The organism is Actinomadura rifamycini DSM 43936, assembly GCF_000425065.1.
GTDB classification, from domain to species: Bacteria; Actinomycetota; Actinomycetes; order Streptosporangiales; family Streptosporangiaceae; genus Spirillospora; species Spirillospora rifamycini.
The window spans coordinates 294228-318856 of record NZ_KE384300.1 but is presented as its reverse complement, the minus strand read 5'-3'; the positions used below and the strand labels follow the sequence as shown (position 1 = coordinate 318856).

Below are 24629 nucleotides of genomic sequence, written 5' to 3'. Positions count from 1 at the left end.
GGGCATGGCTTCCGGACCCCGCCGCGCCCAGGACGTCTTCACCGCGGCCCTCGACCTGCTCGCCGCCCGCGGGTTCGACGGGCTGACCATCGAAGGCGTCGCCGATCGGTGCGGCGTCAACAAGACGACGATCTACCGCTGGTGGCCGTCCAAGGCGGCGCTCGTCGCCGCCGCGCTCACCGAGGGCGCCGAACTCGACCTGGACGTCCCCGACACCGGCTCCCTGCGGGGCGACCTGGAGGCGCTGGTCCGGTCCCTCGTCGGCCTGCTCACCGAGCCGCCCGCCGCCGGCATCGCGCTCGCCGCGCTCGGCGCCGCCGCCCGCAACCCCGAACTGGCCGCGCACGCCCGGACGTTCTTCGCCGACCGCCTCGCGCGCGAGCGCCCCGTGTTCGACCGCGCCGCCGCGCGCGGCGAGCTGGCGCCGGACGCCGACCCGATGCTGCTCATGGACCTGCTCGCCGGCGCCGTCTGGGTCCGGGTGGCGTTCCGCGGCCTCCCGGTCGGCGACGGCTTCGCCGAGCGGGCCGTCGCCGCCGTCCTGGACGGCGCCGCGGCGCGCCCCTGAACGCGCCGCCGGGCGCGCGTCCCCGCACGCGGCGGCCGCCGCCCGGCACGCCGCTCCGCGGAACCGCTTGGAAACCGTCGGTGAGCGCGCGATGCTCTTCGGGTGACCGGCGACCGCGAGGGGGGAGCATGGAGCCAGGCGCCGTCGACATGGTCGTCGTGGAGGGCGAGCGGCACACCACCGTGCTGCTGAGCGGCGAGATGGACCGGGCGTCGTGCCCGCACGTCCGCTCCCGGCTGCGCCCGCTGACCGGGCGCCCGCTGGTGCTGGACGTCTCCGGCGTGACGTTCTTCGACGCCGAGGGCATGCGGACGGTGTTCCGGTGCGCCCGCGTGTGCGAGGCGGAGGGCGCCGCGCTCGCGCTGGTCGGGCTGCGCCCCTACGCGGCGAAGGTGTTCCGGATCCTCGGGCTGGACCGGGACGTCCCGCTGTGCGGGTCGATGGAGGAGGCGCTGTGGTGCGTCCTCCCCCGCACCGACGAGGAGATCAGGGAGTGGCTGTCCGGCTGAGGTGACGCTCGACGCTCTCGACCTTGGCGTCGAGGGCGCCGGTCACGCCCGGCCGCACGTCGGCCTTCACGACGAGGCTCACCCGCGGCGCGCGGGCGGCGACGGCGTCGGTGGCGGCCTTGACCACGGCCATCACCTCGTCCCACTCGCCCTCGATCGTGGTGAACATCGCGTCGGTGCGGTTGGGCAGCCCGCTCTCGCGCACCACCCGCACCGCCTCCGCGACGAGTTCCCCGACCTCCTCCCCCGTGCCGAGCGGGGTCACCGAGAACGCGACCAGCACAGCGCACCTCCTACATCCGGTTCGTACGTCCGGTTCGTCCTTCCACGATCTCATCGCCGGGAACCGGGGTGGACAGGGGGAGCCGTCCGGGTTATGTTGTTCTCAACCAGAGATTGACTCAGATTGAGAACGACATCGGAGCACGGATGAGCCCGGACCCGCGGAACGACGAGCGCGACTTCCTCGCGAACTACGACCCGCGCGCCTACGACCCCGTCGCCGTGACGGTGGACGTCGTCGCGCTGACGATCCGCGACGGGGCCCTGCACGTCCTGCTCGTCCGGCGCGGCGAGGCCCCGTACGCGGGCATGTCGGCCCTGCCGGGCGGGTTCGTCCGGGCGGGCGGGCACCACCAGGGCGAGGACCTGCCGGACGCGGCCGTCCGCGAGCTCGCCGAGGAGACCGGCCTCGAGGCGGGCGACGCCGAACTGGGCCGCCTGCACCTGGAGCAGCTCGGCACCTACGGGAGCCCCGGCCGCGACCCGCGCATGCGGATCGTGTCCGTCGCCTACCTCGCCTTCGCCCCCGAGCTGCCCGACCCGCGCGCGGGCGGCGACGCGGCCGCCGCCGAGTGGACGGACGTGGCCGCGCTCGGCCTCACCGCGTCCGGCGGCCAGCGGCCCGGCACCACCCGCAGGCTGGCGTTCGACCACGCGCGGATCCTGTCGGACGGCCTGGAGCGGGCGCGCGGCAAGCTCGAGTACACGCCGCTCGCCACGGCCTTCTGCGGCGACGAGTTCACCATCCCCGAGCTGCGCGCCGTCTACGAGGCGGTCTGGGGCGAGGAACTGCACGCCGGGAACTTCCACCGCAAGGTCCTGTCGGTGCCCGGGTTCGTGGAGAGCACCGGCGCGACCTCCGACCGGACGGCCGGGCGGCGCGGCGGCCCGCGCCCCCGCCTCTACCGGGCCGGGGACGCCCGGCTGCTGCACCCCGCGCTGCTGCGCCCCGGCCGGGAGGAGCTGATCAGATGACCCCCCTGCACGACGCCCTGACCACGCTCGACGCGGCGCGCACGCCCGCCGACCTGTTCGGCGACGACGCCGTCGAGGCCGCCCGCCGCTACCGCCGGCTGGCCCGCACCGTCCACCCGGACATGACCGGCGGCCGCACCCACGACGCCTTCACCCGGCTGAACGCGCTGTGGCGCGCCTACCGCGGCGCCGGCACGCTGACGATCGCGGGCGGGCGGCACGACTACCGCGTCGACGGCGACCCGGTCGACGGGGACGTCGCCAAGCTGTACCCGGCGCACGCGGGCGGCGAGCGGGTCCTGCTCAAGATGCCGCGCGACCCCCGCGACGGCGACCTGATCGAGCGGGAGGCGGCCGCGCTGCGGCGGCTCGCGACGTTCGGCGAGAGCCGGCACCGCGCGTACGTCCCGCACCTCGTGGAGACGTTCCGGCACCGGGACGCCGCGACGGGCGCGCAGCGCCGGGTCGACGTCCTGCGCCGGCTCGACGGCTTCCACGACCTCGCGGCCGTCCGGCGCGCGCACCCGGACGGCGTCGACCCGCGCGACGCCGCCTGGATGTGGCGGCGCCTGCTGGTCGCGCTCGGTTTCGTGCACCGCGCGGGCGTCCTGCACGGCGCGGTCCTGCCCGAGCACGTCATGATCCATCCGGAGCTGCACGGGCTGGTGCTCGTCGGCTGGTGCCACGCGGTCGCCGACACCGGCGAGCACGTCCCCGCGATGGTCGACCGGCACGCGGACCTCTACCCGCCCGAGGTGCCGGCCCGCGGGCCCGCGACGCCCGGCACCGACCTGTTCATGGCCGCCCGCTGCATGACCCGGCTCATGGGCCCGCGGACGCCCCCGGCGATGCGCGCGTTCGCGCGGGGCTGCACGCTCCCGGCGCCGCACCGCCGCCCGTCCGACGCCTGGCGGCTGCTGGCGGAGTTCGACGAGCTGCTCGAACGGCTCTACGGCCCGCGCCGCTTCCGGCCCTTCCGCATGCCGCCGGCCCCCTGACCCGACCGACCCATCCGACCCGCACGACCCGAGGAGAACCCATGGGAAGCGGACACTGGTCCACCGACGTCTACGCCGCCCGCCAGAGCTACCAGGCGGCCAACGGGATCAGCGCCTTCGCCTACAGCGACGGCGGCGCCACCACCGTCCACCCCGACCTCGACCCGCGCGGCGTCACCGTGCGGGAGAGCCGCGACTCCGACGACCACCCGGAGTCGCTGGCCATCGCCGTCCTGTTCGACGTCACCGGCTCGATGGGCACCGTCCCCCGCACCCTGCAGACCAAGCTGCCCGACCTGCTCGGCCTGCTGCTGCGCAAGGGCTACGCCACCGACCCGCACATCCTGTTCGGCGCCGTCGGCGACGCGACCTGCGACCGCGCCCCGCTGCAGATCGGCCAGTTCGAGGCCGACAACCGGATGGACGACGACCTCGCCAAGATCCTCATCGAGGGCGGGGGCGGCGGCCAGATGCGCGAGTCCTACGAGCTCGCGATGCACTTCATGGCCCGGCACACCGCCGCCGACTGCTTCGACAAGCGCGGGAAGCGCGGCTACCTGTTCATGATCGGCGACGAGCTGGCCTACCCGAAGGTCAAGCGCCGCGAGGTCGCGAAGATCATCGGCACGGACCCGCCCGCCGACGTCCCGATCGCCGACCTCGTCCGCGACCTCCAGCGCAAGTGGGACGTCTACTTCATCATCCCCGAGGGCGGCTACCACTCCGGGAAGCCGGAGCTCCGCGACTTCTGGCGCGACCTGCTCGGCCAGAACGTCCTCTACCTGGACGACCCGGGCGCCGTCTGCGAGACGATCGCCCTCACCGTCGGGCTCGGCGAGGACGCCATCGACCTCGCCGAGGGCCTCGGCCACCTCGCCGAGGCGGGCTCGACCGCCGGCGCGTCGGTGTCGCGCGCCCTCGCCCGCCTGGACGGCCGCGTTCCCGCGGCCACCTCGCCGGCCCCGCCCGGCCTCGACCGTCCCGCCGCGTCCCGGACGACGCGGCTCTGATCGTCCGTCCGGCGGAGAGGAGCGCGGAGCGGTGTTCGGTGCGGAGAACGTGATCGTCGTCGATCTCGGGTACGGGGACGCCGGGAAGGGCACGGTCGTCGACCACCTGTGCGCGGCGTCGCCCGTGCACGCGGTCGTCCGGTTCAACGGCGGCGCGCAGGCGGCGCACAACGTCGTCGCGGTGGACGGGCGGCACCACACGTTCGCGCAGTTGGGGTCCGGGACCTTCACGCCCGGGGTCCGGACGCACCTGTCGCGGTTCGTGCTCGTCGACCCGCTCGCCCTCGCCGCCGAGGCGGACCACCTGCGGCGGATCGGCGTCGGCGACGCGCTCGACCGGCTCACCGTGGACGGCGACGCGCTGCTGACGACGCCGTACCACCGGGCGGCGGGACGGGCGCGGGAACGGGCGCGCGGCGCGGACCGGCACGGGTCGTGCGGGATGGGGGTCGGGGAGACGGCCGCGTACGCGCTCGCGCACGAGGACGCGCCGCGCGCGGGCGACTGCCGGTCGCCCGCGCGGCTGCGGCGGCGGCTCGCCGCGGTCCGCGACCGGTACCGGGACGCGTTCCCCGGGGCCGCCGAGGACGTCCCGGACGTGGACGACTGCGTCGCCGCGTTCACCGCGTTCGGCGAGCGGGTCCGCGTCGTCGGCGGCGGCCACATGCGGACGCTCCTCGCCGGGGGGCCGGTCGTGTTCGAGGGCGCGCAGGGCGTGCTGCTGGACGAGTGGCACGGCTTCCACCCGTACACGACGTGGTCGACGACCACGTTCGGCAACGCGGAGGCGCTGCTGCGGGAGGCGGGCGGCGGCGCCGCGCGCCTCGGGGTCGTGCGGGCGTACGCGACCCGGCACGGGCCGGGCCCGTTCGTCACCGAGGACGCGGCGCTCACCCGCGGGCTGCCCGAGCCGCACAACGGGACGGGCCCGTGGCAGGGCCCGTTCCGCGCGGGCCACCTCGACGCGGTCGCGCTGCGGTACGCGCGGGAGGTCACCGGCGGGATGGACGGCGTGGCGGTCACGCATCTGGACGTCGCGGGGGCGCGTCCCGATCTGCGCGTCTGCCGCGCCTACCGGATCGGCGACGCGACGGTGCGGCGGCTCGCGCCCAACCCGGCGGGACGCCTCGACCTGCAGGAGGACCTCACCTGCCGGCTCCTCGCGGCGCGACCGGTGTACGCGCCGCTCGGCCGTCCGGAGGAGGCCGTCGAGGAGGCCGCGGGGGCGCCGGTCGTGCTGCGGTCGTTCGGCCCGACCGCCGCGGACAAGCGCGTCGCCGCCGCCGTCTGACCCCGGGGCCCGCGCGGCCTACCGGACGACCTGGCGGACGACGATCTCGTCGAGGCGGCGCTCGACGATCGCGCCGACCGGCCAGTCGCGCACGAGGCAGCGCAGCAGCGCCGCCTCGTGCTCGGCGTGCGAGGCGTCGCAGCCCTGCTGCTCCAGGCTCGACCGGAGCGCCTCCACGTAGTCGGCCCCGGTGAAGCCGGGGACGTCCCGGACCATCGCGGTCGTGGTGGCGCGATGGGAGTTCAGGCCCGCGAACGAGCGGCCGCAGCCGCAGCCGCCGTCCGGGTCGCCGGAGTCGCGGGCGCACACCACGCCGATGTGGACGAGTTCGCCCTCGACGCACCAGTCGAAGTCGTTGTCGCGGAATCCCTGGGTCGAGTTCGTGGCGGTCAGCAGCTTCACGATGCCCCCTCGGCCGGCCGTGGACGCGCCCACGGTACGACGCGGGTCCGACGTTATGCCGCGAACCCGGCGAAACACCAGGTCACGCGAGGGGCGCCGACGCACGCCGAACGGGCACCGGAGGATCATCGAACACGGGGGAACGCGGCCCCCGACGGGTAGGGCGGGCGGGACTCGAACCCGCGACCCAGAGATTATGAGTCTCCTGCTCTGACCGGCTGAGCTACCGCCCCTCGGCCTCCCCCATGACGGCGGGGGGCGTGCCGCGAGTCATCTTAGCGGCGGCCCGATGACGGCGGCCACCGCGATTTCCCCGGGGCGATGTCATACCTCAGAGCGAGTGACGCACGGCGGTACCCGTCGGTAGGGTCCCGTCCATGTCCAGACGCATCCTCGCCCTCGTCTCCTTCCTCCTCCTGCTCGGCGCCGTCGGCGCCTGCGACGGGGACGGCGGGTCGGGCGGGACGGAGCGGGCCGACTTCGACGGCGCGCAGGTGATCCGGCGGGCGGCGCAGGCCATGGGGGACCTGAAGAGCGTCGCGTTCACCGTGTCGACGCAGGACGAGACGCCGATCATGGTGAAGGGCGGCGACCTGAAGCTGCTCCGCAACGGGGACGCCGAGGGCACGCTGACGGTCGAGCAGTCCGGGCACGCCGTCGAGATGAAGGTCGTCGCGGTCGGCGACAGCATCTACCTGGACGCCGGGACGGGCGGCTGGCGGCGGGCCCCGAAGGCGCTCGCGGCGACGATGTACGACCCGTCGGCCGTCCTGGACCCGGAGCGCGGCATCGCGAGCCTGCTGTCGTCGCTGGAGGCGCCGGAGGCGGAGGCCGTCGAGGAGGTCGGCGGCAAGGAGGCGTACCGGGTGGCGGCGACGCTGCCGCAGGACCGGATCGGCGGCCTGATCCCGGGGATCGACGCGGACCTGCGCGGGCAGGTGTGGGTGAACAAGGACGACGGGCGGCTGGTCAAGGTGCGCGGCGCGTTCCCCGAGGGGAAGGGCGCGGTGGTCATCGAGTTCACCGAGTTCGACGCCGCCTACAAGATCAGCGCGCCCCGGTGACGGACGGGGCGGCCGGAGCGGGGCCCGGCGCGGCGGGCGCGCGGCGCCGCGTCGCGATCGGCGCGGGCGGGGCGGTCGTGCTGCTCGCCGCGCTCGACGCCTACGTCGTCACGACCGTCCTGGTCACGATCGTCGACGACCTGGGGCTGCCGGTCAACCGGCTGGAGCGCGTCACCCCGATCCTGACGGGGTTCCTGCTCGGGTACGTCGCGGCGATGCCGCTGCTCGGCCAGCTGTCGGACCGGTTCGGGCGGCGGCCGCTGCTGCAGGCGTGCCTGCTGTTCTTCGCGGCGGGCTCGGTGGTCACGGCCCTGGCGCAGGACGTCCCGGTGCTGACGGCGGGCCGGGTGGTGCAGGGCATCGCGGGCGGGGCGCTGCTGCCGGTGACGATGGCGCTGGCCGGCGACCTGTGGGCGGAGCGGCAGCGGCCGGTGGTGCTCGGCGCGGTGGGCGCCGCGCAGGAGCTCGGCAGCGTCCTCGGCCCGCTGTACGGCATCGGCGTCGTCGCGCTGCTGGACGACTGGCGGGCGATCTTCTGGATCAACCTGCCGCTGACGGCGCTGGCGATGGCCGCGGTGCACGTCGCGGTCCCGGGCGGGCGGCCGGCGGGACCGCGGCCGGGCGTGGACGCGGTGGGCGGGCTGCTGCTCGCGGCGGGCCTCGCGCTGCTGGTCGGCGGCGTCTACAACCCCGAACCGCAGGAGTCGGCGCTGCCGCCGTGGGGCGCGCCGCTGCTGATCGCCGGGGCCGTCGCGCTCGCCGCGTTCGTCCTGTGGGAGGTCCGGACGCGCACGCGGCTGTTCGACCTGTCGGGGGTGCGGCGGGGGCCGCTGCTCGCGACGCTGGGCGTGAGCCTGCTGTCGGGCGCGGCGCTGATGGTCACGCTGGTGGACGTCGTGCTGGTGGCGCAGACCGTCCTGGACGAGGACGACGTCGAGGGCGCCCTGCTGCTGACGCGGTTCCTCGTCGCGCTGCCGATCGCGGCCGTGGCCGGGGGCGCGGCGGCGCGCCGGTTCGGCGAGCGGTGGCCGATGGCGGCCGGGATGGCGGTCGCGGCCGGCGGGTACCTGCTGATCGCGGCGTGGCCCGCCGACCTGGCGAACGCGTCGTACGGGCCGCTGCCGCGGATGGACGTCGACCTGGTGATCACCGGGCTCGGCCTCGGCCTGGTGATCGCGCCGGTGTCGTCGGCGGTGCTGCGGTTCGTCCCGGCGGCCCGGCACGGCGTGGCGTCGGCGGCCGTGGTCGTCGCGCGGATGATGGGGATGCTGCTCGGCATCGCGGCGCTGTCGGCGTGGGGCTTCCACCGGTTCCACGCGCTGACGGCCGAGCTGCGGCCGCCGCTGCCGTTCACGATGTCGGACGCGGAGTTCGACCGGGCGATGGACGTCTACCTGGCCGCGGTGGAGGAGGCGCTCCGCACCGAGTACCGGGAGATCTTCCTGATCACGGCGGTGCTGTGCGCGGTCGGCGCGCTGCTGGCGCTCGCCGCCGGGAACCGGCGGGACGGCGCGGCCCCGCCCGCCCCGCGCGAACTGGAGGCCGACCCGGCGGGGCGCTGATCCCCGGACGCGCCCGCCGTTTTCGGTCACGGATGCGGCATAGCGGGCCCGATCCGGGAAACGATTCGGCCATGGGCGCCGTGCCGTTCAGTGATCTCGGGAATATCCTGGCAAACGACGAGCAAGGCCCCTTGCCGGGAGGCGCTCCCCGGGGAGGTGACGAGAGATGCGCAGGTCCGGTTCCGGTCGCGGCGACGGCCATGGCGAGGGCGGGCCGAACCGCCGGTCGCGGGCGACCGCTCCAGCACGGCCGCACACGCCGCTGCGCAGGAGACTCGGCCTGGAGCACAACGAGCTGCGCCGCCCGGTCGACCGCGTGCAGCGGCTGCTCGGGTTCGCCCTGCTGCTGATCTTCCTCGGCGTCGCGCCGCCGCTCGCGGTGTGGGCGGGGTCGGTGTCGTACGCGGCGGGGGCCCGCGCGGAGGACGCCGAGCGGCAGGACCGGCAGCGCGTCACCGCGACGGTCACCAAGACCGGCGGGACGGCCGCGTCGGGCGACCGGTTCGTCCACGAGACCGTCCAGGCGACGTGGCCGGGCCCGGACGGCAAGCCGCGCGCCGGGACGCTGCCGAGCTGGCGCGGCGTCGACATCGGCGACCGGCGCGCGATCTGGGTCGACGGGGCGGGCGAGCCGACCGTGGCGCCCCGCCCGCACAGCCGCACGGTCACCGACGCGGTGTACGCGGGCACCGCCGCCGTCCTCGGCGCCGCGCTCCCCGCCGCGGTGGCGTACGGGCTGGTCCGGCGGCACTGCGACCGGCGCCGCGACGCGCTGTGGGACGCCGCCTGGGCGCGGCTGGACGCCGCCGGGCACGGCCCCCGCTTCTGAGCGTCAGGGCCGCCCGGTGCCCGCGAACCGGGCCGCGTCGAGGGCGAGCGACAGCTCCACCACGTCGCGCGGGCGCTGCAGCGAGCGGGACGTCAGCTGCTCCAGCCGCCGCAGCCGGTTGAACACCGTGTTGCGGTGGCAGTAGAGGCGGCCCGCGGTGCGCATCGCCGACCCCTCGCACTCCAGCCACGTCTCCAGCGTCTCCAGCAGGATCTCCCGGTCGGCGGCGTCGAGCGCGTCGAGCGGCCCGAGGACCTGCGCGTTCAGCAGCCCGGCCAGTTCGGGCTGGGCGGCGACGAGGGCGCCGGGCAGCCGGTCGTCGAGCCGGACGACCCGCCGCTCCCCCGGCCGGCAGGTGGCCAGCGCGGTCTCGGCGAGCCAGCGGGCGCGGCCGAGCCCGGCGAGCCCGTCGACGACGGTGCTGACGCCGGCCTCGCCGGGGACGAGGTCGCGCAGCGCGGCGGCGACGTCCTGCGGCTCGCGGTCGCCGAGCGCGACGACGCCGACCTCGCCGTCGGTGCGCATCCGCCAGACGAACCGCAGCCCGTCCAGCTCGTCGGGGCGCTCGAAGCCGGGGTCGCGGCGGGCGGCGCGCAGCACCACCACCGCGTACCGGCCGCGTTCGGGCAGGTCTAGGGCGGCGGACGCGGCCTGCGCGAGCCCGCCGTCGGCGCCGCGGCCCTCCAGCAGCGCGTCCAGCAGGGCCTGGACGCGCTCGTCGCTGCGCCGCAGCATCTCCGACTCGGTGCGCCGGTACACCTCGGACGCGACCGTGGACTGCTGCTCGACGATGTGCCAGACGGTGCTGGCGTAGCGCAGCAGGTCGGCCATCGCGTCGGGGCCGTCGTCGGTCACCTCCTCGATCAGCGCCTCCCAGACGACGCGCCCGCCGATGCGGAAGCTGCGCAGCAGCGACTCCAGCGGCATGCCCTGCTCGGCGCGGCGCCGCCCGACCCGCTCGGCCTCCGACAGGTCGGGGCGGCGGCCGCGCGCCTTCGGCCCGCGCCGGACGAGGCCCGCCTCGAGGCAGGCGCGGACCGACTCCCAGAACTCCTCGCGGGGCACGAAGTCGGTGTAGAGCGGGTCCTCGGCCAGGACCTCGGCGACGAGCCGGTCGGCGAGCTCGGGGATGCGGTCGTGCATCCGGCCGGCGATCGCCCGCAGCCGGACGCGCGCCGCGCGGGCGGCGTCGGCCCGCGGGGCGTCCGGGTCGGCGGTCCCGGGCGCGGCGCCGGCCGCCGAGTCGACGGCGGCACCGGTGTCCAGAGCGGCATCGGCGCTGGTGAGCGGCATGAACGACCTCCGGTCAGGCATCTGCCGACACAGTGTCATGGATCACACCGAACGAACGCAATGCCCCGCTTCTCAGGCTGTGCTCGGCACACAACCCGAATGCCGTTCGATTGGATCCCTGCCCCGTCTTGCCGCGCGCCCGTAGACGCCCCCGCGGGGCCCGTGCTGGGGTGCCTGCCACACGACTTGCAGGAGGCGCGCATGGCGAACGGGACCCTCGAGGTCCGCGATCTGTCGGTGAGCTACGGCCGGGCCGTCCGGGCCCTGCGCGGGGTGTCGCTGGAAGTACCCGCGGGCTCGGTCACGGCCGTGCTCGGCGCGAACGGGGCGGGCAAGACGACGCTGCTCCGGGCGATCTCGGGCACGCTCCCGTTCCACCGCGGCGCGGTGGAGTCCGGCGCCGTCCGGTTGGGCGGTCGCACACTCTCCGGGCTCCGCCCCGCGGCCGTGGTGGCCGCCGGGGTGGTGCAGGTCCCGGAGGGGCGGCGGGTGTTCGGGCGGCTCACGGTCGAGGAGAACCTGCGGGCCGGCGCCCTCGGCGCCCGCGACCGGTCGGGGACGGCGAAGTCCCGGGCGCGCGTGCTGGAGCTGTTCCCCATCCTGGCCGAGCGGGCCGGGCAGCGGGCGGGCCTGCTGTCGGGCGGCGAGCAGCAGATGCTCGCGATCGGCCGGGCGCTGATGGCGCGCCCGTCCGTCCTGCTGCTGGACGAGCCGACCCTCGGCCTCGCGCCGCTGATGGCCGAGCGGATCGCGGAGACCGTCACCGAGATCAACCGGCAGGGCACCGCGATCCTGCTGATCGAGCAGAACGCCGCCCTCGCGCTGGAGCTGTCGTCGACCGCGCACGTGCTCGAGGTCGGCGCGGTGACGCTGCACGGGCCGTCCGCGGAACTGGCGGCGAGCGACGAGGTGCGGCGCCGCTACCTGGGCGTCGCCGACGACGACGCGGCCGCGGACGCCGCGGAGGCCGAGCGGACGGCCGGCTCCGCCCCGACGCTCGAGAGGTGGACGGGATGAGCGAGCTGACCGTCACCGGCCTCACGGTCCGGTTCGCGGGGCTGACGGCGCTGGACGGCGTCGCCTTCACGGTCGCGCCGGGCAGCGTGCACGCGGTCATCGGGCCGAACGGCGCCGGGAAGTCCACCTGCTTCAACGTCCTGTCCGGCGTCTACAAGGCGACCGAGGGCAGCGTCCGGTTCGGCGGGACGGAGCTGACCTCGCTGCGCCCGGACAGGATCGCCGCGCTCGGCGTGGCGCGGACGTTCCAGAACATCGCGCTGTCGCGGAACCTCACGGTCGAGGACAACCTCATGCTGGGGCGGCACCGGCTCACCAGGGCGGGGTTCGTCGCGGCCGGGCTGCGGCTGCCGCACGCGCGCCGCGAGGACGCCCGGCACCGGGCGCGGGTCCGCGACATCGCCCGGTTCGTGGGCGTCGAGGAGTACCTCGCGGCGCCCGTCGCGGGGCTGTCGTACGGCGTGCAGAAGCGGCTCGAACTGGCCCGCGCCCTCGCGCTGGAGCCGCGCCTGCTGCTGCTGGACGAGCCGGTCGCCGGGATGAACGGCGCCGAGCGGGTGCGGATGGCGGAGGTCATCCGCCGCGCCCGCGCCGACCTCGGCGTCTCGATCCTGCTGGTGGAGCACGACATGGGGATGGTCATGCGGCTCGCCGACGAGGTGACCGTCCTGAACTTCGGCAAGCGCATCGCGAGCGGCCCGCCGGACGAGGTGCAGCGCGATCCCGCGGTGATCCGGGCGTACCTGGGCGGCGCGCACACGGAGACCGACGCGGAGACCGACGCTGAGACCGGCACCGGGACCGGCACCGGCCCGGGGGCCGACTCGCAGCCCGGCCCGCGGGCCGGCACGGAAGAGGAGAAGGCTTGAGCACCTTCATCGAGCTGGTGATCAACGGGCTCTCGATGGGGGCGGTGTACGCGCTGATCGCCCTCGGCTTCGTGATCATCTTCAAGGCCACCGAGGTGGTGAACTTCGCGCACGCGTCGCTGCTGCTCGTCGGCGGCTTCATCACGGCGAAGCTGCACGAGCACATCGGTTTCTGGGCCGCGCTCGCCGCGGGCATCGCGGGCGCCGCGCTGATCGGCGCGCTCGTCGAGGTGCTGGTGCTGCGGCGGGCGCGCGCCGAGAACCACGCGGTGCTGGCCATCGTCACCATCGGCGTCGACATCGTGCTGACGACCGAGCTGACGCGGCAGATCGGCACCGAGGTGCTGTCGATGGGCGACCCGTGGAAGAGCCAGGTCGTCACCTTCGGCGGCGTCAGCATCGCGCAGACCCGCATCGCGGCGCTGCTCGTCGCGGCGCTGCTGATCGCGGCGTTCCTCGCGGCGTTCCGCTACACGTCGTGGGGCGTGGCGATGCGCGCCGCCGCGGAGGACGGCGAGACGGCCGCGCTGATGGGCATCCGGCTGACCCGGGTGTCGCTGAGCGCGTGGGCCGTCGCGGGAGCGCTGGCGGCGGTCGCCGCGCTCTTCCTCACCGTGTTCCCGACGCCCGGCCTGGACCGCAGCACCTCGTTCGCGGCGATGAAGGCGTTCCCGGCGGCGATCCTCGGCGGCCTGGACTCCACGACCGGGGCGCTGGCGGGCGGCCTGATCATCGGCCTCACCGAGTCGCTCGTCACCGGCTACCAGGGCGACCTGACGTTCCTGGGCCGCGGGATCGGCGAGGTCGCCCCGTTCGTGGTCATGATCGTGATCCTGCTGATCCGGCCCGCCGGGCTGTTCGGCACGAGGGAGCTGACCCGTGTCTGAGCGCGCGTCCCGCCGTGTCGGCGGCCCCCTGCTCGCGACGGCCGCCGCGACGGCCGTCCTGCTCGCCGTCCCGTTCTACGTGGACGCGTTCTGGCTGCAGACCGGCCTGTTCGCGATGTCCGCGGCGATCGGCGCGATCGGCCTGAACCTGCTGACCGGCGCGACCGGGCAGCTGTCCCTCGGGCACGCGTTCTTCCTCGCGGTGGGCGCGTACGGGTACGTGTACCTGGCGTCGGACTCCGACCCCGACCACGGGCTCAGCGGGCTCGGGCTGCCGACGCCGCTGGCGTTCGTCGGCGCGATCCTGCTCGCCGGGATCGCGGGCGGCCTGTTCAGCCCGATCTCCGGGCGGCTGCGCGGCACTTACCTCGGCATCGCGTCGCTCGCGCTGATCTTCATCGGGCAGCACGTGCTGTTCAACGCCGAGAGCGTCACCGGCGGGTTCAACGGCCGGGACGTCCCGCCGATGGAGATCTTCGGGTTCGCGTTCGCCGACAGCCCCGAGTTCGTCCTGTTCAACGTGCCGCTGGGCGCGCTGGAGCGGCTGTGGTTCCTCGGGGTCGCGCTGCTGATCCCGGCGGTCTGGATCGCCCGGGGCATCCTGCGGGGCCGCCCGGGGCGGGCGATGAACACGATCCGCGACCACGAGGTGGCGGCGGCGGTCATGGGCGTCCCGGTGGCCCGCTACCGCGGCGGCGTGTTCGTCCTGTCGTCGATGTACGCGGGGGCGGCGGGCGCGCTGCTGGCGCTGGCGTTCCGCCGGACGGTCCCCGAGTACTTCGGCATGTTCCTGTCCCTCGACTACCTCGCGATGATCGTCATCGGCGGACTCGGGTCCGCGGCCGGGGCGGTGGCGGGCGCGGTGTTCGTCTCCGTGCTCCCGCAGCTCCTCACCCGCTTCGGCAACGATCTCCCCCTGGTCGCGGAGCCGGGCTCGGAGGGGGTCTCCCCCGCCGAGGCCGCCCGCATCCTGTACGGCGCCGCCGTCGTCGCCGTCGTCCTGTTCCTGCCCGGCGGACTGCTCGGGCTCTGGACGCGGCTGCGTCTCGCCGCGGCCCGGCGCCGGTCCGCCCGATCACTGCACCGACTCGATCAGAAAGAGGAGCAACCGGCATGAAGCGTAAGGTGCGCATCACGGCGGCGGCCGCCCTGGCCCTCGTCCTGCCGCTGGGCGTGACGGCCTGCAGCGGCAAGGCGACGGGCGGCTCGGGCGGCACCGACGCCGACGGCGTCAAGGTCGGCACCGGGGTGACCGACGACGTCATCAAGATCGGCGTCGAGACCGACCTGACCGGCGTCTACGCGCCGCTCGGCAAGAGCCTCACGCAGGCGCAGCAGCTGTACGTCGAGGAGGTCAACAAGGCCGGCGGCGTCTGCGGCCGGGACCTGGAGCTGGTCGTCCGCGACCACGGCTACGACGTGCAGAAGGCCGTCTCCGCCTACAGCGAGCTGCAGGGCGAGGTCATCGGCATGCCGCAGTTCATCGGCTCGCCGATGGTGACGGCGCTCAAGCAGCGCATCGAGACCGACAAGATGTTCATCCTCCCCAACGCCTGGTCGACGACGCTGCTCGGCAGCAAGTACATCCAGGTCACCGGCACCACCTACGACGTCGACATGATCAACGGCGTGTCCTGGCTGGTGGAGGAGGGGATGGTCGAGAAGGGCGACAAGGTCGGCCACGTGTACTTCGAGGGCGACTACGGCGAGAGCGCGCTGAACGGCTCCAAGGCCGCGGCCGAGAAGTACGGCCTGGAGCTGGTCGAGCAGAAGATCAAGGCGACCGCGACCGACATGACGGCGCAGGCGTCCGCCCTGGAGAGCGCGGACGTGAAGGCGATCCTGATGAGCGCCGGCCCGCGCCAGTCGGCGTCGCTCGCCGGGATCGTCCGCAGCCGCGGCGTGGCCGCCCCGATCGTCGCCAGCAACTCCGGGTTCTCCCCGCAGCTCCTGGAGACCGAGGCCGCGCCCGCGCTGCTCAAGGGCTTCTACCTGACCAGCGCCGGCGCGCCGATCGGCTCCGACCTGCCCGCGGTCAAGAAGCTCGCGGACGCGTACGGCAAGAAGTACCCGGGGCAGCCGCTCGACAACGCGGTCGTCAACGGCTACACCAACGCGGTGATCTTCGTGGACGCGCTGAAGGAGGCGTGCGAGGCCAAGGACCTCACCCGCGACGGCGTCATCAACGCCCACCGGGCCCGCAAGTCCTACGACACCGGCTACGGCACCCCGATGGACTTCTCCACGTGGACCGAGCCCGCCACCCGCAAGACCTACATCCTGCGGACGGACAAGGAGGCCCTCGGCGGCCTGGTCGTCGAGCGGGAGGCCGCGGCCTCCGAGACCGCGACCGGCTACGAGGTCCCGGTCGGCAAGTGACCCGCTGACCGGCCGGGCCTCCCGCCGGTCCGGCCGGCCCGCTCCCCCGCGCGCCCGGCGCCCGCCCTCCCCGGCGGGCGCCGGGCGCACGCGCGTCCGGGGCCGTTCGTCCGCCGGGGGTTCGGAGTTCGCCGGGGGGTCAGAGTTCGGCGGCGAGGCGGGCCGCGATGCGGTCGAGGGCGGCGAGGTCCTCGGGCGGCAGGTCGCGCAGGGCGGGCGGCGGGGTGTTGAGGACGCGCTCGGCCTCCGCCGCCGCCGCGCGCCCGGCGGCGGTGGCCGTGACGAGCTTGGAGCGCCGGTCGCCGGGGTTGACGGTCCGCTCCGCGAGGCCGCGGCCGACGAGGTCGTCCACCACGAGGGTCGCGTAGGGGCGGTCGGTGACCAGCTCGTGGGCGAGGTCGCGCAGCGTCATCGGGGCGGGCGCGGCGGCGATGCGGCACAGCGCCTTCACCCGGAAGAAGCTCATCCCGAGCGCCGCGGTGGCCTCGCGGCGGCGGTCGCCGCGCTCCAGGATCGCGAGCCGCAGGTTCCGCCAGGCGCGGGCGGCGGGATCGGTCCCGGGCGCGGACGCCGGGGCGGTGGCGGCGCCGGGGCCGCTCGGGCGCTCGGTGTGGGTCATCGGGTGCTCGCTCCGGTGCTGGCCCCGGTCGCGGGGCGTTCGGCGGGGTCGAACAGGTCGGCGACGCGCGCCGCGCTGCGGACGGCCCGGCGGCCGGTGGTGGCCGTCCCGAGCAGGAGCACGGCGGCGGAGCAGCCGACCACCACCCAGTATGCCGGGCGGGCCGCCGCCGCGAAGGCGGACGCGGCGGACGTCCCGGCGGTCCCGGCGGCGAGCACGGCACCGATGACCGCGACGCCGAGGGCGCTGCCGATCTGCCGGCTGGTGGAGGTGACGGCGGCGGCGACGCCGGCCTGCGCGCGCGGCATCCCGGACACCGCGGTGTTGGTGATCGGCGCGTTGACCATGCCGAACCCGATGCCGAACAGGACGTACGCGGTGAACAGCGCGGCGTCCCGCGTCTGGGCGTCGGCGACGGCGAACAGCAGGCCGCTCGCGAGCATCGTCGCGCCGGCGATCTGCAGCGGGAGGCGCGGGCCCCGGCCGGCGACGATCCGCCCGGACAGCGCGGCGCACACCGCCGTCGTCCCCGCCATCGGCAGCAGGTAGAGCCCGGCGTGCAGCGCGGACAGCCCGCGGACGTTCTGCAGGTAGATCGTGTTGATGAACAGGAACCCGGCGAACCCGGCGAACCCGGTGATCGCGATCAGCGTCGCGCCGGAGAACGGCACGCTGCGGAAGAACCGCAGGTCGATCAGCGGTTCGGGGACGCGGCGCGCGTTCCGGACGAACGCGGCGAGCGCCGCGGCGGCCGCGGCGGCGGCGCCGAGCACGGCCGGGTGGGTCCAGCCGAGCCCCGGCCCCTCGATGATCGCGAACGCGGTCCCGCCGAGCAGCAGGATCATCATGCCCTGCCCGGCCGGGTCCGGGCGGCGCGGCCGCTCGGCGCGCGACTCGGGGACGAACAGGGCGGTGAGCACGAGCGCGGCGAGCGCGATCGGCACGTTCAGCCAGAAGATCGCGCGCCAGCCCACGAAGTCGACCAGCAGCCCGCCGACGAGCGGCCCGAGCGCCATGCCGAGCCCGACGACGGCGCCCCACACGCCGATGGCGCGGGCCCGCTCGCGCGGTTCGGTGAACACGTTCGTGATGATCGACATCGCGACGGGGTTGAGCATGGACCCGCCGACCGCCTGGACGGCGCGGGCGGCGACGAGCCAGCCGAGGGACGGCGCGAGGCTGCACAGCACCGAGCCGAGCGCGAACACGGCGAGGCCCGTCTGGAACGTGCGGCGGCGGCCGAGCCGGTCGGCGGTCGCGCCGGACGTGATCAGCAGCGAGGCGAGCACGATCAGGTAGGCGTCGATCGCCCACTGGAGCCCGGACAGCGAGGTGTCGAACTCGCGCTGCAGGGTGGGGAGCGCGACGTTGAGGATGGTGTTGTCCAGGCTGACGATCAGGAGGCTCATCGAGCAGATCGCCAGGACCAGCAGTTTCCGGCGCGGACCGAGTTCGGTCACGACCCTCCGATCGTTGTACACCTACAATTGTTTTGAGCGTACAACGATCTCGCGGACGTCCCGGCGGCGCCGCGGACCCGGCGCGGGCCCGGGGACGGTCAGCTCAGGACGGGGGCGGGGGCGGGGGCGCGGGTGCGGGCGGCCGGCACCACCAGCGGCGTGCCCGTCTCGGGGCAGTCGATCACCCGGCACGGCAGCCCGAACACCTTCTCGACGAGGTCGGCGGTCACGACCTCGGCGGGCCCGCCCTCCGCGACGATCTGCCCGTCCCGCATCGCGATCATGTGGGTGGCGTACCGCGAGGCGTGGTTCAGGTCGTGCAGGACGGCCACGACCGTGCGGCCCTCCTCGTGCAGGCGCGCGCACAGGTCGAGGATCTCGATCTGGTGGGCGATGTCGAGGTAGGTGGTCGGCTCGTCCAGCAGCAGCAGGGGCGTCTGCTGGGCCAGCGCCATCGCGATCCACACGCGCTGCCGCTGCCCGCCGGACAGCTCGTCCACGCTGCGGTCCGCCAGCGCCTCGACGCCCGTCGCGGCCATCGACTCGCCGACGACCCGCTCGTCCTCCTTCGACCACTGCCGCAGCAGGCCCTGGTGCGGGTACCGGCCGCGCGCGACGAGGTCGGCGACCGAGATGCCCTCGGGCGCGATCGACGACTGGGGCAGCAGCCCGAGCGTCCGCGCGAGCTTCTTGGCCGGCCAGCCCGCGATCGGCTCGCCGTCCAGGACGACCGACCCGGCGGTCGGCTTGAGGATGCGGGCGAGCGCGCGCAGCAGCGTCGACTTGCCGCACGCGTTCGGCCCGACGATCACCGTGAACGAGCCGTCCGGAACGACGACGTCGAGCTCCCGCGTGATGGTGCGCTTGTCGTAGGCGAGCGTGAGCCCGCTGCCGGACAGCCGCGCGTCCCCGCCGGGACGAGGCCCGTTCTTCATCGTCAAATCCGTCCCCTCTTGCGTTCGGCCACCAGGAGCCAGACCAGATATCCGCCGCCGAGCAGCCCGGTCACGACGCCGACCGGGAGCTGCCGCCCCGGGAAGGCGTTCTGCGCGATCCAGTCGGCGGCCACCAGCAGCGCCGCGCCCATGCACGCCGCGGGCAGCAGCCCGGGGCCGGTCGCCCGGGTCAGCCGGCGGGCGAGCTGCGGCGCGGTCAGCGCGACGAACGCGACCGGGCCCGCCGCCGCGGCGGCGAACGAGACCAGCAGCACCGCGGCGCCCAGCATGATCAGCCGGGCGCGCTCGATCGGGACGCCGAGCCCGTGCGCGGCGTCGTCCCCCATCTCCAGCATCCGCAGCGCGCGGCCGCAGCCGACCAGGACCAGCGGCCCGAGCACGGCCAGCGCGACCAGGAGCGGCACGACGTCGGCCCAGTCGCGGCCGTCCAGGCTGCCGGTCAGCCACAGCACCGCCCGGGCCGCCTCGGTGATGTGCGCCTGGGTGAGCAGGTAGCCGTTCACGCCGGTGAGGATCGCCGCCGTCCCGATGCCGACGAGGATGAGCCGCTGCCCGTGCGCGCCGTTCCGCCCGGCCACCGCGTAGATCAGCAGGCCGGTGACCGCACCGCCCGCGACGGCGCCGGACGCGACCGCCGCGCCGCCGCCCCCGGCCAGCACGATCATCAGCAGGACGCCGGTGGACGCGCCCGAGGTGAAGCCGAGGATGTCCGGGCTGCCGAGCGGGTTGCGGGTGAGCGACTGGAAGATCGCGCCGCCGAGCCCGAGCGCCGCGCCGACGGCCAGGCCGGTCGCCGCCCGCGGCAGCCGGATCTCGTTGACGATCAGCGACTCCGCCGGGCCGCCCTGCCCGAGCAGCGTGCGGACCACCTCGGCGGGCGTCATCGGGAAGTCGCCGGTGCCGATGAGCAGCACCCCGACGGCGAGCGCGACGACCGCGCAGCCGCCCGCGACGGCGAGCGCGCGCGGCTGGTAGCGGAGCGAGACCCCGGCGGGCGTGCGCAGCACGGCCGTGCGCGCGGTGCGGGCCGTCACGAGACCTCCTCTCCGCGGGGGCGGGCCCCCGCCGCGGACCGCGGCACGCGGTCGTTCCGCTCCTTCATGCGGCGGCCTTCCCGGACCGGCCGAGGCGAGGGCGGCGGACGAAGTAGAGGAACACCGGCCCGCCCACCACGGCCATGACGACGCCCACCTGCAGTTCCGAGGGCCGCACCAGGACCCGTCCGAGCACGTCCGCGGCGAGCATCAGCGCCGGGGACAGCAACGCGCAGTACGGCAGCAGCCAGCGCAGGTCGGGGCCGGTGAGGGCGCGGACGAAGTGCGGCACCATCAGCCCCACGAAGACGATCGGGCCGCACGCGGCCGTGGCCGCGCCGCACAGCACCGTCACCGTGACGATCGCGACGCCGCGGGCGCGCGCGGGCCGTGCGCCCAGCGCGCGCGCCGCGTCCTCGCCCATCGCCAAGGCGTTCAGCGGACGGGCCAGGAGCAGCGCCAGAACGAGTCCGATGGCGACGAACGGGGCGACCCGCACGACGGTGTAGTCCTGCGCGGCGGCGAGGGACCCGACCGTCCAGAAGCGCATGCGGTCCAGCGACGCGGTGTCGAGGAGCTGGACGGCGTTGACGTAGGAGAACAGGGCCGCGTTCAGCGCGGACCCGGCGAGCGCGAGCCGCGCCGGGGTGGCGCCGCGCCCGCCGCCGACCGCGTACAGCAGGACGGCGACGACGCCGGCGCCCGCGAACGAGAACCACACGAAGCCGGTGAACGAGACGACGCCGAGGAACGAGATGGCCGAGACGACCGCGGCGGCGGCGCCCGCGTTGATGCCGAGGATGCCGGGGTCGGCGAGCGGGTTGCGGGTCAGCGCCTGCATGACCGCGCCGGCGAGCCCGAGGGCCGTCCCGGCGAGCAGCCCGAGCAGCGTGCGCGGCAGCCGCATCTCGTGGACGACCGTGTAGGCGTCCGACGCGGGGTCGATGAGACCGTTCCACGCCTCGCCGAGCGAGAGCGGCTTCGCGCCGACCGCGAGGCTCAGCAGCGCGATCACCAGCAGCAGCGCCGCCGCGGCCGCCAGCCCGGCGGCCCGCGCGGGTCCGCGCGGCCCCCTCGGCGGGACGTCCACCGGCACGGCCGGCGGGGACTGCGTCAACGTCACGGGCGATCTCCGGGGACGGCGGGGACGCCGCGCGGGGCCCCACACTATGGACAACGGCTTAGGTTAGGTTAACCTAAGCGACCATCGGGGGCGCAATACAACCATCTTATTTGATTGAGAGTTACGTCCGAAATGTCTGATTTTTCTGCTCGTCAGTTCACCCGCCGCGGTTTCCTCGGCGCGAGCGGCGCCGCCGCGCTCGGCGCCGTCCTTGCGGCCTGCGGCGGCGACGGCGGAAGCGTGTCCTCCGGCGGGGGCGCCTGGTCCTTCACCGACGACCGCGGCGAGAAGGTCGACCTGAAGGCGCGCCCGAAGCGCGTCGTCGGCTACGTCGGGACGGCCGCCGCCCTCTACGACTTCGGCGTCGACGAGCAGCTCGTCGGGGTGTTCGGCCCTACGAAGCTCCAGGACGGCTCCCCCGACCCGCAGGCCGGCGAGCTCCCGGTGGACCGCCTGGAGATCATCGGCAACGCGTTCGGCGAATTCAACATCGAGAAGTACGCCGCGCTACGCCCGGAACTCCTCGTCGACAACATGTTCGTCGACGGCGAGCTGTTCTACGTCCCGGTCGAGAGCGCCGACAAGATCTACGCGCTGGCCCCGAGCGTCGCCATCTCCACCGGTGCCGTCTCGCTCACCAAGCCGCTGCAGCGGATGGCCGACCTCGCCGCCGCGCTCGGCGCCGACCTCGGCGCCGCCAAGGTCACCGAGGCGAAGGCCCGGTTCGACAAGGCCGCCGAGTCGGTGCGCGCCGCGGTCAAGGCCAACCCGGGCGTCCGGGTGCTCGCCGCGTCCGCGAGCCCCGACCTGTTCTACGCGTCCAGCCCCGACAAGAACTGCGACCTCATCTACTTCAAGGAGCTCGGCGTCGAGCTCATCACCCCCGAAAAGCCCGGCGCCAACGGCTACTTCGAAGAGCTGAGCTGGGAGAACGCCGACCGCTACGCCGCCGACGTCATCCTCCTCGACAGCCGCACCCAGGCCCTCCAGCCGAAGGACCTCGGCGACAAGGCGTCCTGGAAGGACCTGCCCGCCGTCAAGGCCGGCCAGGTCCACCCGTGGGAGGCCGAGCCCCGCTTCTCCTACCTCGGGTGCGCTCCGATCCTCGAGAACCTGGCCAAGGCCATCGAGTCCGCGAAGAAGACCGGCTGAAAGGCTCCGCCATGACCACTCCCACGCACCCCTACGGCCTGTTCGACCTGCACGTGGTGCGCTCCGAGCGGCTCGGCCCGTCCATGGTCCGCGTCACCCTGGGCGGCTCCGGACTGGACGGCTTCGTGTCCGCCGGGCGCGACCAGCGCATCAAGCTGTTCTTCCCGCACCCGCACCAGGACGCCCCCGTCATGCCGGAGAACTGGACGGCCGAGACCTGGTTCGAGGACTGGCGCGCCATGGACCCGGACGAGCGCGGCATCATGCGCTCCTACACCGTGCGGGACCAGCGCCCCGGCGAACTCGACATCGACTTCGCCCTGCACCTCGACGGCGGCTCCGGGCCCGCCGCGAACTGGGCCGCGGCCGCCGGGCCCGGCGCCCGCATCGCCGTCCTCGGCCCGACCGGCCCCGACAACGGCGGCTACGACTTCCGCCCGCCCGAGGGCGCGCCCGTCGTCATCGCCGGCGACATCACCGCGCTCCCCGCCGTCGCCGGGAACCTCGCGTGGCTGCCCGCCGGCACCCCCGCGCAGGTGTTCGTCCACGTCCCGCACGACGACGACCGCCAGGACCTGCCCACCAAGGCCGACGCCACGATCGCCTGGGTGCCCGACCTGCTGGAGGCCGTCCGCGCCGCCGACGTCCCGGACGGCGCCTACGCGTGGCTCGCCGGGGAGTCGTCGGTCGTCAAGTCGCTGCGCCGCCACCTCGTGAACGAGCGCGGCATCGACCGCCGGTCGGTGACGTTCTGCGGCTACTGGCGGCGCGGCGCCAGCGAGGAGGACCTGCTCGCCGAGGTCGTCGCCGGCGGCAGCCCGCACACCGAGGAGTGATCATGGGGCGCGGATCGCCCCGCGCCCCCGTCACCCGGGCGGTCGGCGCAGGAGACGCACGACCGCCCCGGTCTGCGCCAGCAGGGAACCGTCTCCGGGGATGAGGCGCGCGGGCTCCTCCTCGTCCATGAACGTGTCTTCGTCCAGCGCGACGCCCGCCGGCTCGCCGCACGCGAACGTCCATCGGGTCTGCCCGGTCGCCGCCTCCAGCGCGACGATCGTGCCGTCCTCGGTGATGACATGGACGATTCCGCCCGCGATGACCGGTGATCCGACCGGGACGCCCGGAAGCGCACCGCGCCAGACCGGCTCGGCCGTCCGGGCGTCCAGCGCGGTCAGCGACGTCTCGTCGGGCGGGGCCTCGAGATGCGCGCCGTCGGCTCCGAACGTCGCCGACACCGTGACGCACAGGAGCAAGCCGTTCGTGCACGCCGGGGCCTTCAGCGGCCCCAGATGGTGCCGTCCGGGGGTGGGGGCCCAGGACAAGTCCAGGGCTCCGGTCCGCAGGTCGCAGCCGATGAACTCCGCGGCGTCCCAGGGCTGAGGGTGAGGGTCGGCGCCGTCCTCGTGGCGTCGCAGCCGGGTGAACCACACGCGGCCGCCGGCGATCACGGGATGCGTCAGGCCGGGAATGTCCCAGTCGCCCGTGACGTCACCGGTGTCCCGGGCGGGCGCGACGCATTCGGCGTTCTGCCGGTCCTCGATCGACCAGAGCGGCTCGCCCGTCCCGTACCGGAAGGCGTGGACCCCACCGTGGGAACGGTGGCCCTCGAAGCCGTCCGCGACGACGAGGACGCCGTCGTGGACCGCCGGAGGCGCGAGAAGGACCTCCCGCCGGGCCCGCCAGAGGGAAGCACCGGTGACCAGATCGACCGCGTGCGCGCCGTCGACGAAAAGGACGCCGTCGAGGGCGCTGATGTGCTCGCCGCGCTGCGCCCACACCCGGGTCACCCCGCCGGTACGGCGATCGAGCTCGATGATCTCTTCCTCATGGACGTGCAGGACTCCGGTGGGCGTGATGACGACCGAACCGGACACCGTCGCGGGCCCCGAACCGTTGCGGTGGGACCACCGCCTTTCCCCGGTCCCGGCGTCCAGCCCGTGCACGCCGCCGTCCACGTCGAGAACCACCACGAGGTCCCTGTCCCACGCGGGGGAACCGGTCAGCTCCGCGTCGTTCTCGAACGACCAGGCCGTCCCCGGAGTCACGGTGATGCCCGCACCGGCGTATTCACCGGTACGGCGGGCGTTTCCGAAGAGCGTGCTCATTCCGAGCACCTTATTGGCCGCGAGATGCCCCACATCCTCGGCGCTTTCAGCCGCCGACGTCCCCACCCCCGCGAATCGCCGTCCCCCCACGCTCCCACCCGCCTCCGACAACACGGCGCACCCGCGCACCTTCAGCCCACGGATGGTCCGGCCCCCGCTCGGAAGAGGCGCTGTCCAGCGCGTCCCAGTCGGTCTCCACGAGCACCGCACGCGGATCCGGCAGTTCCCCGATCGTCACCCGACGA

The 24629-nt window shown here is 74.8% G+C and carries 25 protein-coding genes and 1 tRNA gene; 16 read left to right on the top strand and 10 right to left on the bottom strand.

What is annotated here, in order from left to right; all coding sequences use genetic code 11:
* Positions 1-4 precede the first annotated feature (4 nt).
* On the top strand, positions 5-568 hold the full coding sequence (locus H505_RS0134890; protein WP_026405641.1) for a TetR/AcrR family transcriptional regulator: 564 nt from the start codon (positions 5-7) through the stop codon (positions 566-568).
* A 128-nt stretch (positions 569-696) separates the two neighbouring features.
* Complete coding sequence (locus tag H505_RS46400; RefSeq protein WP_084551160.1) at positions 697-1077, top strand: STAS domain-containing protein; 381 nt, start codon at positions 697-699, stop codon at positions 1075-1077.
* On the opposite strand, the gene H505_RS0134880 is transcribed toward H505_RS46400, so the two are convergent.
* Positions 1055-1360, bottom strand: a complete 306-nt coding sequence (locus H505_RS0134880; RefSeq protein WP_026405640.1) for an MTH1187 family thiamine-binding protein — start codon at positions 1358-1360, stop codon at positions 1055-1057. The two genes, H505_RS46400 and H505_RS0134880, sit on opposite strands and share 23 nt — an antisense overlap.
* A gap of 146 nt (positions 1361-1506) precedes the next feature.
* Between H505_RS0134880 and H505_RS0134875 the strand changes: the two genes are divergently transcribed.
* Genes H505_RS0134875 through H505_RS0134860 form a run of 4 tightly spaced genes read left to right on the top strand, consistent with a single transcriptional unit; the run spans position 1507 to position 5633 of the window.
* Complete coding sequence (locus H505_RS0134875; RefSeq protein WP_026405639.1) at positions 1507-2334, top strand: NUDIX hydrolase; 828 nt, start codon at positions 1507-1509, stop codon at positions 2332-2334.
* Positions 2331-3332 (top strand): serine/threonine-protein kinase, encoded by a 1002-nt coding sequence (locus H505_RS46395; protein WP_034521301.1) that lies wholly within the window; start codon positions 2331-2333, stop codon positions 3330-3332. Before H505_RS0134875 ends, H505_RS46395 begins: the two co-directional genes overlap by 4 nt.
* A gap of 41 nt (positions 3333-3373) precedes the next feature.
* Positions 3374-4342, top strand: a complete 969-nt coding sequence (locus H505_RS0134865; RefSeq protein WP_026405638.1) for a hypothetical protein — start codon at positions 3374-3376, stop codon at positions 4340-4342.
* Positions 4343-4373: 31 nt separating this feature from the next.
* Positions 4374-5633, top strand: a complete 1260-nt coding sequence (locus H505_RS0134860) for an adenylosuccinate synthetase (RefSeq protein ID WP_026405637.1) — start codon at positions 4374-4376, stop codon at positions 5631-5633.
* An 18-nt stretch (positions 5634-5651) separates the two neighbouring features.
* On the opposite strand, the gene H505_RS0134855 is transcribed toward H505_RS0134860, so the two are convergent.
* On the bottom strand, positions 5652-6035 hold the full coding sequence (locus tag H505_RS0134855) for a DUF7715 family protein (protein WP_199747588.1): 384 nt from the start codon (positions 6033-6035) through the stop codon (positions 5652-5654).
* A gap of 159 nt (positions 6036-6194) precedes the next feature.
* Positions 6195-6268, bottom strand: a tRNA-Ile gene (locus H505_RS0134850).
* 144 nt (positions 6269-6412) lie between these two features.
* On the opposite strand from H505_RS0134850, the gene H505_RS0134845 reads away from it, so the two are divergent.
* The 3 genes from H505_RS0134845 (at position 6413) to H505_RS48365 (ending at position 9490) form a co-directional block, all read left to right on the top strand.
* Positions 6413-7099: an LppX_LprAFG lipoprotein gene (locus H505_RS0134845; RefSeq protein WP_026405635.1), complete on the top strand. Its 687-nt coding sequence runs from the start codon at positions 6413-6415 to the stop codon at positions 7097-7099.
* Positions 7096-8661 carry an MFS transporter gene (locus H505_RS0134840; RefSeq protein ID WP_051301505.1) on the top strand — a complete coding sequence of 522 codons (1566 nt, stop codon included), beginning with the start codon at positions 7096-7098 and terminating at the stop codon, positions 8659-8661. The genes H505_RS0134845 and H505_RS0134840 overlap by 4 nt, the downstream gene beginning before the upstream one ends.
* Before the next feature lie 166 nt (positions 8662-8827).
* Entirely contained in the window at positions 8828-9490 is a 663-nt protein-coding gene (locus tag H505_RS48365; RefSeq protein WP_157433247.1) for an Rv1733c family protein, read from the top strand.
* Positions 9491-9493: 3 nt separating this feature from the next.
* Here H505_RS48365 and H505_RS46385 read toward each other — a convergent pair whose 3' ends face one another.
* Entirely contained in the window at positions 9494-10804 is a 1311-nt protein-coding gene (locus H505_RS46385) for a PucR family transcriptional regulator (protein ID WP_245592710.1), read from the bottom strand.
* Positions 10805-10984: 180 nt separating this feature from the next.
* Between H505_RS46385 and H505_RS0134825 the strand changes: the two genes are divergently transcribed.
* The 5 genes from H505_RS0134825 to H505_RS0134805 are packed head-to-tail and all read left to right on the top strand — an operon-like array spanning position 10985 to position 15935.
* Entirely contained in the window at positions 10985-11800 is an 816-nt protein-coding gene (locus tag H505_RS0134825) for an ABC transporter ATP-binding protein (protein WP_026405633.1), read from the top strand.
* Positions 11797-12669 (top strand): ABC transporter ATP-binding protein, encoded by an 873-nt coding sequence (locus H505_RS46380; RefSeq protein ID WP_084551222.1) that lies wholly within the window; start codon positions 11797-11799, stop codon positions 12667-12669. The genes H505_RS0134825 and H505_RS46380 overlap by 4 nt, the downstream gene beginning before the upstream one ends.
* Positions 12666-13556 carry a branched-chain amino acid ABC transporter permease gene (locus H505_RS0134815; RefSeq protein ID WP_026405632.1) on the top strand — a complete coding sequence of 297 codons (891 nt, stop codon included), beginning with the start codon at positions 12666-12668 and terminating at the stop codon, positions 13554-13556. Before H505_RS46380 ends, H505_RS0134815 begins: the two co-directional genes overlap by 4 nt.
* Positions 13549-14673, top strand: coding sequence for a branched-chain amino acid ABC transporter permease (locus H505_RS0134810; protein ID WP_026405631.1), 1125 nt, complete (start codon positions 13549-13551; stop codon positions 14671-14673). The genes H505_RS0134815 and H505_RS0134810 overlap by 8 nt, the downstream gene beginning before the upstream one ends.
* A complete protein-coding gene (locus tag H505_RS0134805; RefSeq protein ID WP_026405630.1) occupies positions 14670-15935 on the top strand; it encodes an ABC transporter substrate-binding protein in 1266 nt (421 codons plus the stop codon). The genes H505_RS0134810 and H505_RS0134805 overlap by 4 nt, the downstream gene beginning before the upstream one ends.
* A gap of 139 nt (positions 15936-16074) precedes the next feature.
* On the opposite strand, the gene H505_RS0134800 is transcribed toward H505_RS0134805, so the two are convergent.
* The 5 genes from H505_RS0134800 to H505_RS0134780 form a co-directional block, all read right to left on the bottom strand.
* On the bottom strand, positions 16075-16554 hold the full coding sequence (locus tag H505_RS0134800; protein ID WP_026405629.1) for a MarR family winged helix-turn-helix transcriptional regulator: 480 nt from the start codon (positions 16552-16554) through the stop codon (positions 16075-16077).
* Positions 16551-18014: an MFS transporter gene (locus H505_RS0134795; RefSeq protein ID WP_026405628.1), complete on the bottom strand. Its 1464-nt coding sequence runs from the start codon at positions 18012-18014 to the stop codon at positions 16551-16553. Before H505_RS0134795 ends, H505_RS0134800 begins: the two co-directional genes overlap by 4 nt.
* Before the next feature lie 98 nt (positions 18015-18112).
* The gene (locus H505_RS0134790; protein ID WP_034521298.1) at positions 18113-18949 is read right to left on the bottom strand and encodes an ABC transporter ATP-binding protein; all 837 of its coding nucleotides are present in this window, start codon (positions 18947-18949) and stop codon (positions 18113-18115) included.
* Positions 18950-18951: 2 nt separating this feature from the next.
* Complete coding sequence (locus H505_RS0134785) at positions 18952-20004, bottom strand: FecCD family ABC transporter permease (protein WP_026405626.1); 1053 nt, start codon at positions 20002-20004, stop codon at positions 18952-18954.
* Positions 20005-20068: 64 nt separating this feature from the next.
* Complete coding sequence (locus H505_RS0134780; protein ID WP_026405625.1) at positions 20069-21127, bottom strand: FecCD family ABC transporter permease; 1059 nt, start codon at positions 21125-21127, stop codon at positions 20069-20071.
* Positions 21128-21259: 132 nt separating this feature from the next.
* Between H505_RS0134780 and H505_RS0134775 the strand changes: the two genes are divergently transcribed.
* Both H505_RS0134775 and H505_RS0134770 read left to right on the top strand, forming a co-directional pair.
* Positions 21260-22279 carry an ABC transporter substrate-binding protein gene (locus tag H505_RS0134775; RefSeq protein ID WP_026405624.1) on the top strand — a complete coding sequence of 340 codons (1020 nt, stop codon included), beginning with the start codon at positions 21260-21262 and terminating at the stop codon, positions 22277-22279.
* A gap of 11 nt (positions 22280-22290) precedes the next feature.
* Positions 22291-23115, top strand: coding sequence for a siderophore-interacting protein (locus H505_RS0134770; protein ID WP_026405623.1), 825 nt, complete (start codon positions 22291-22293; stop codon positions 23113-23115).
* A gap of 30 nt (positions 23116-23145) precedes the next feature.
* Here H505_RS0134770 and H505_RS0134765 read toward each other — a convergent pair whose 3' ends face one another.
* Positions 23146-24384, bottom strand: coding sequence for an outer membrane protein assembly factor BamB family protein (locus tag H505_RS0134765; protein ID WP_026405622.1), 1239 nt, complete (start codon positions 24382-24384; stop codon positions 23146-23148).
* Between the last annotated feature and the right edge of the window lie 245 nt (positions 24385-24629).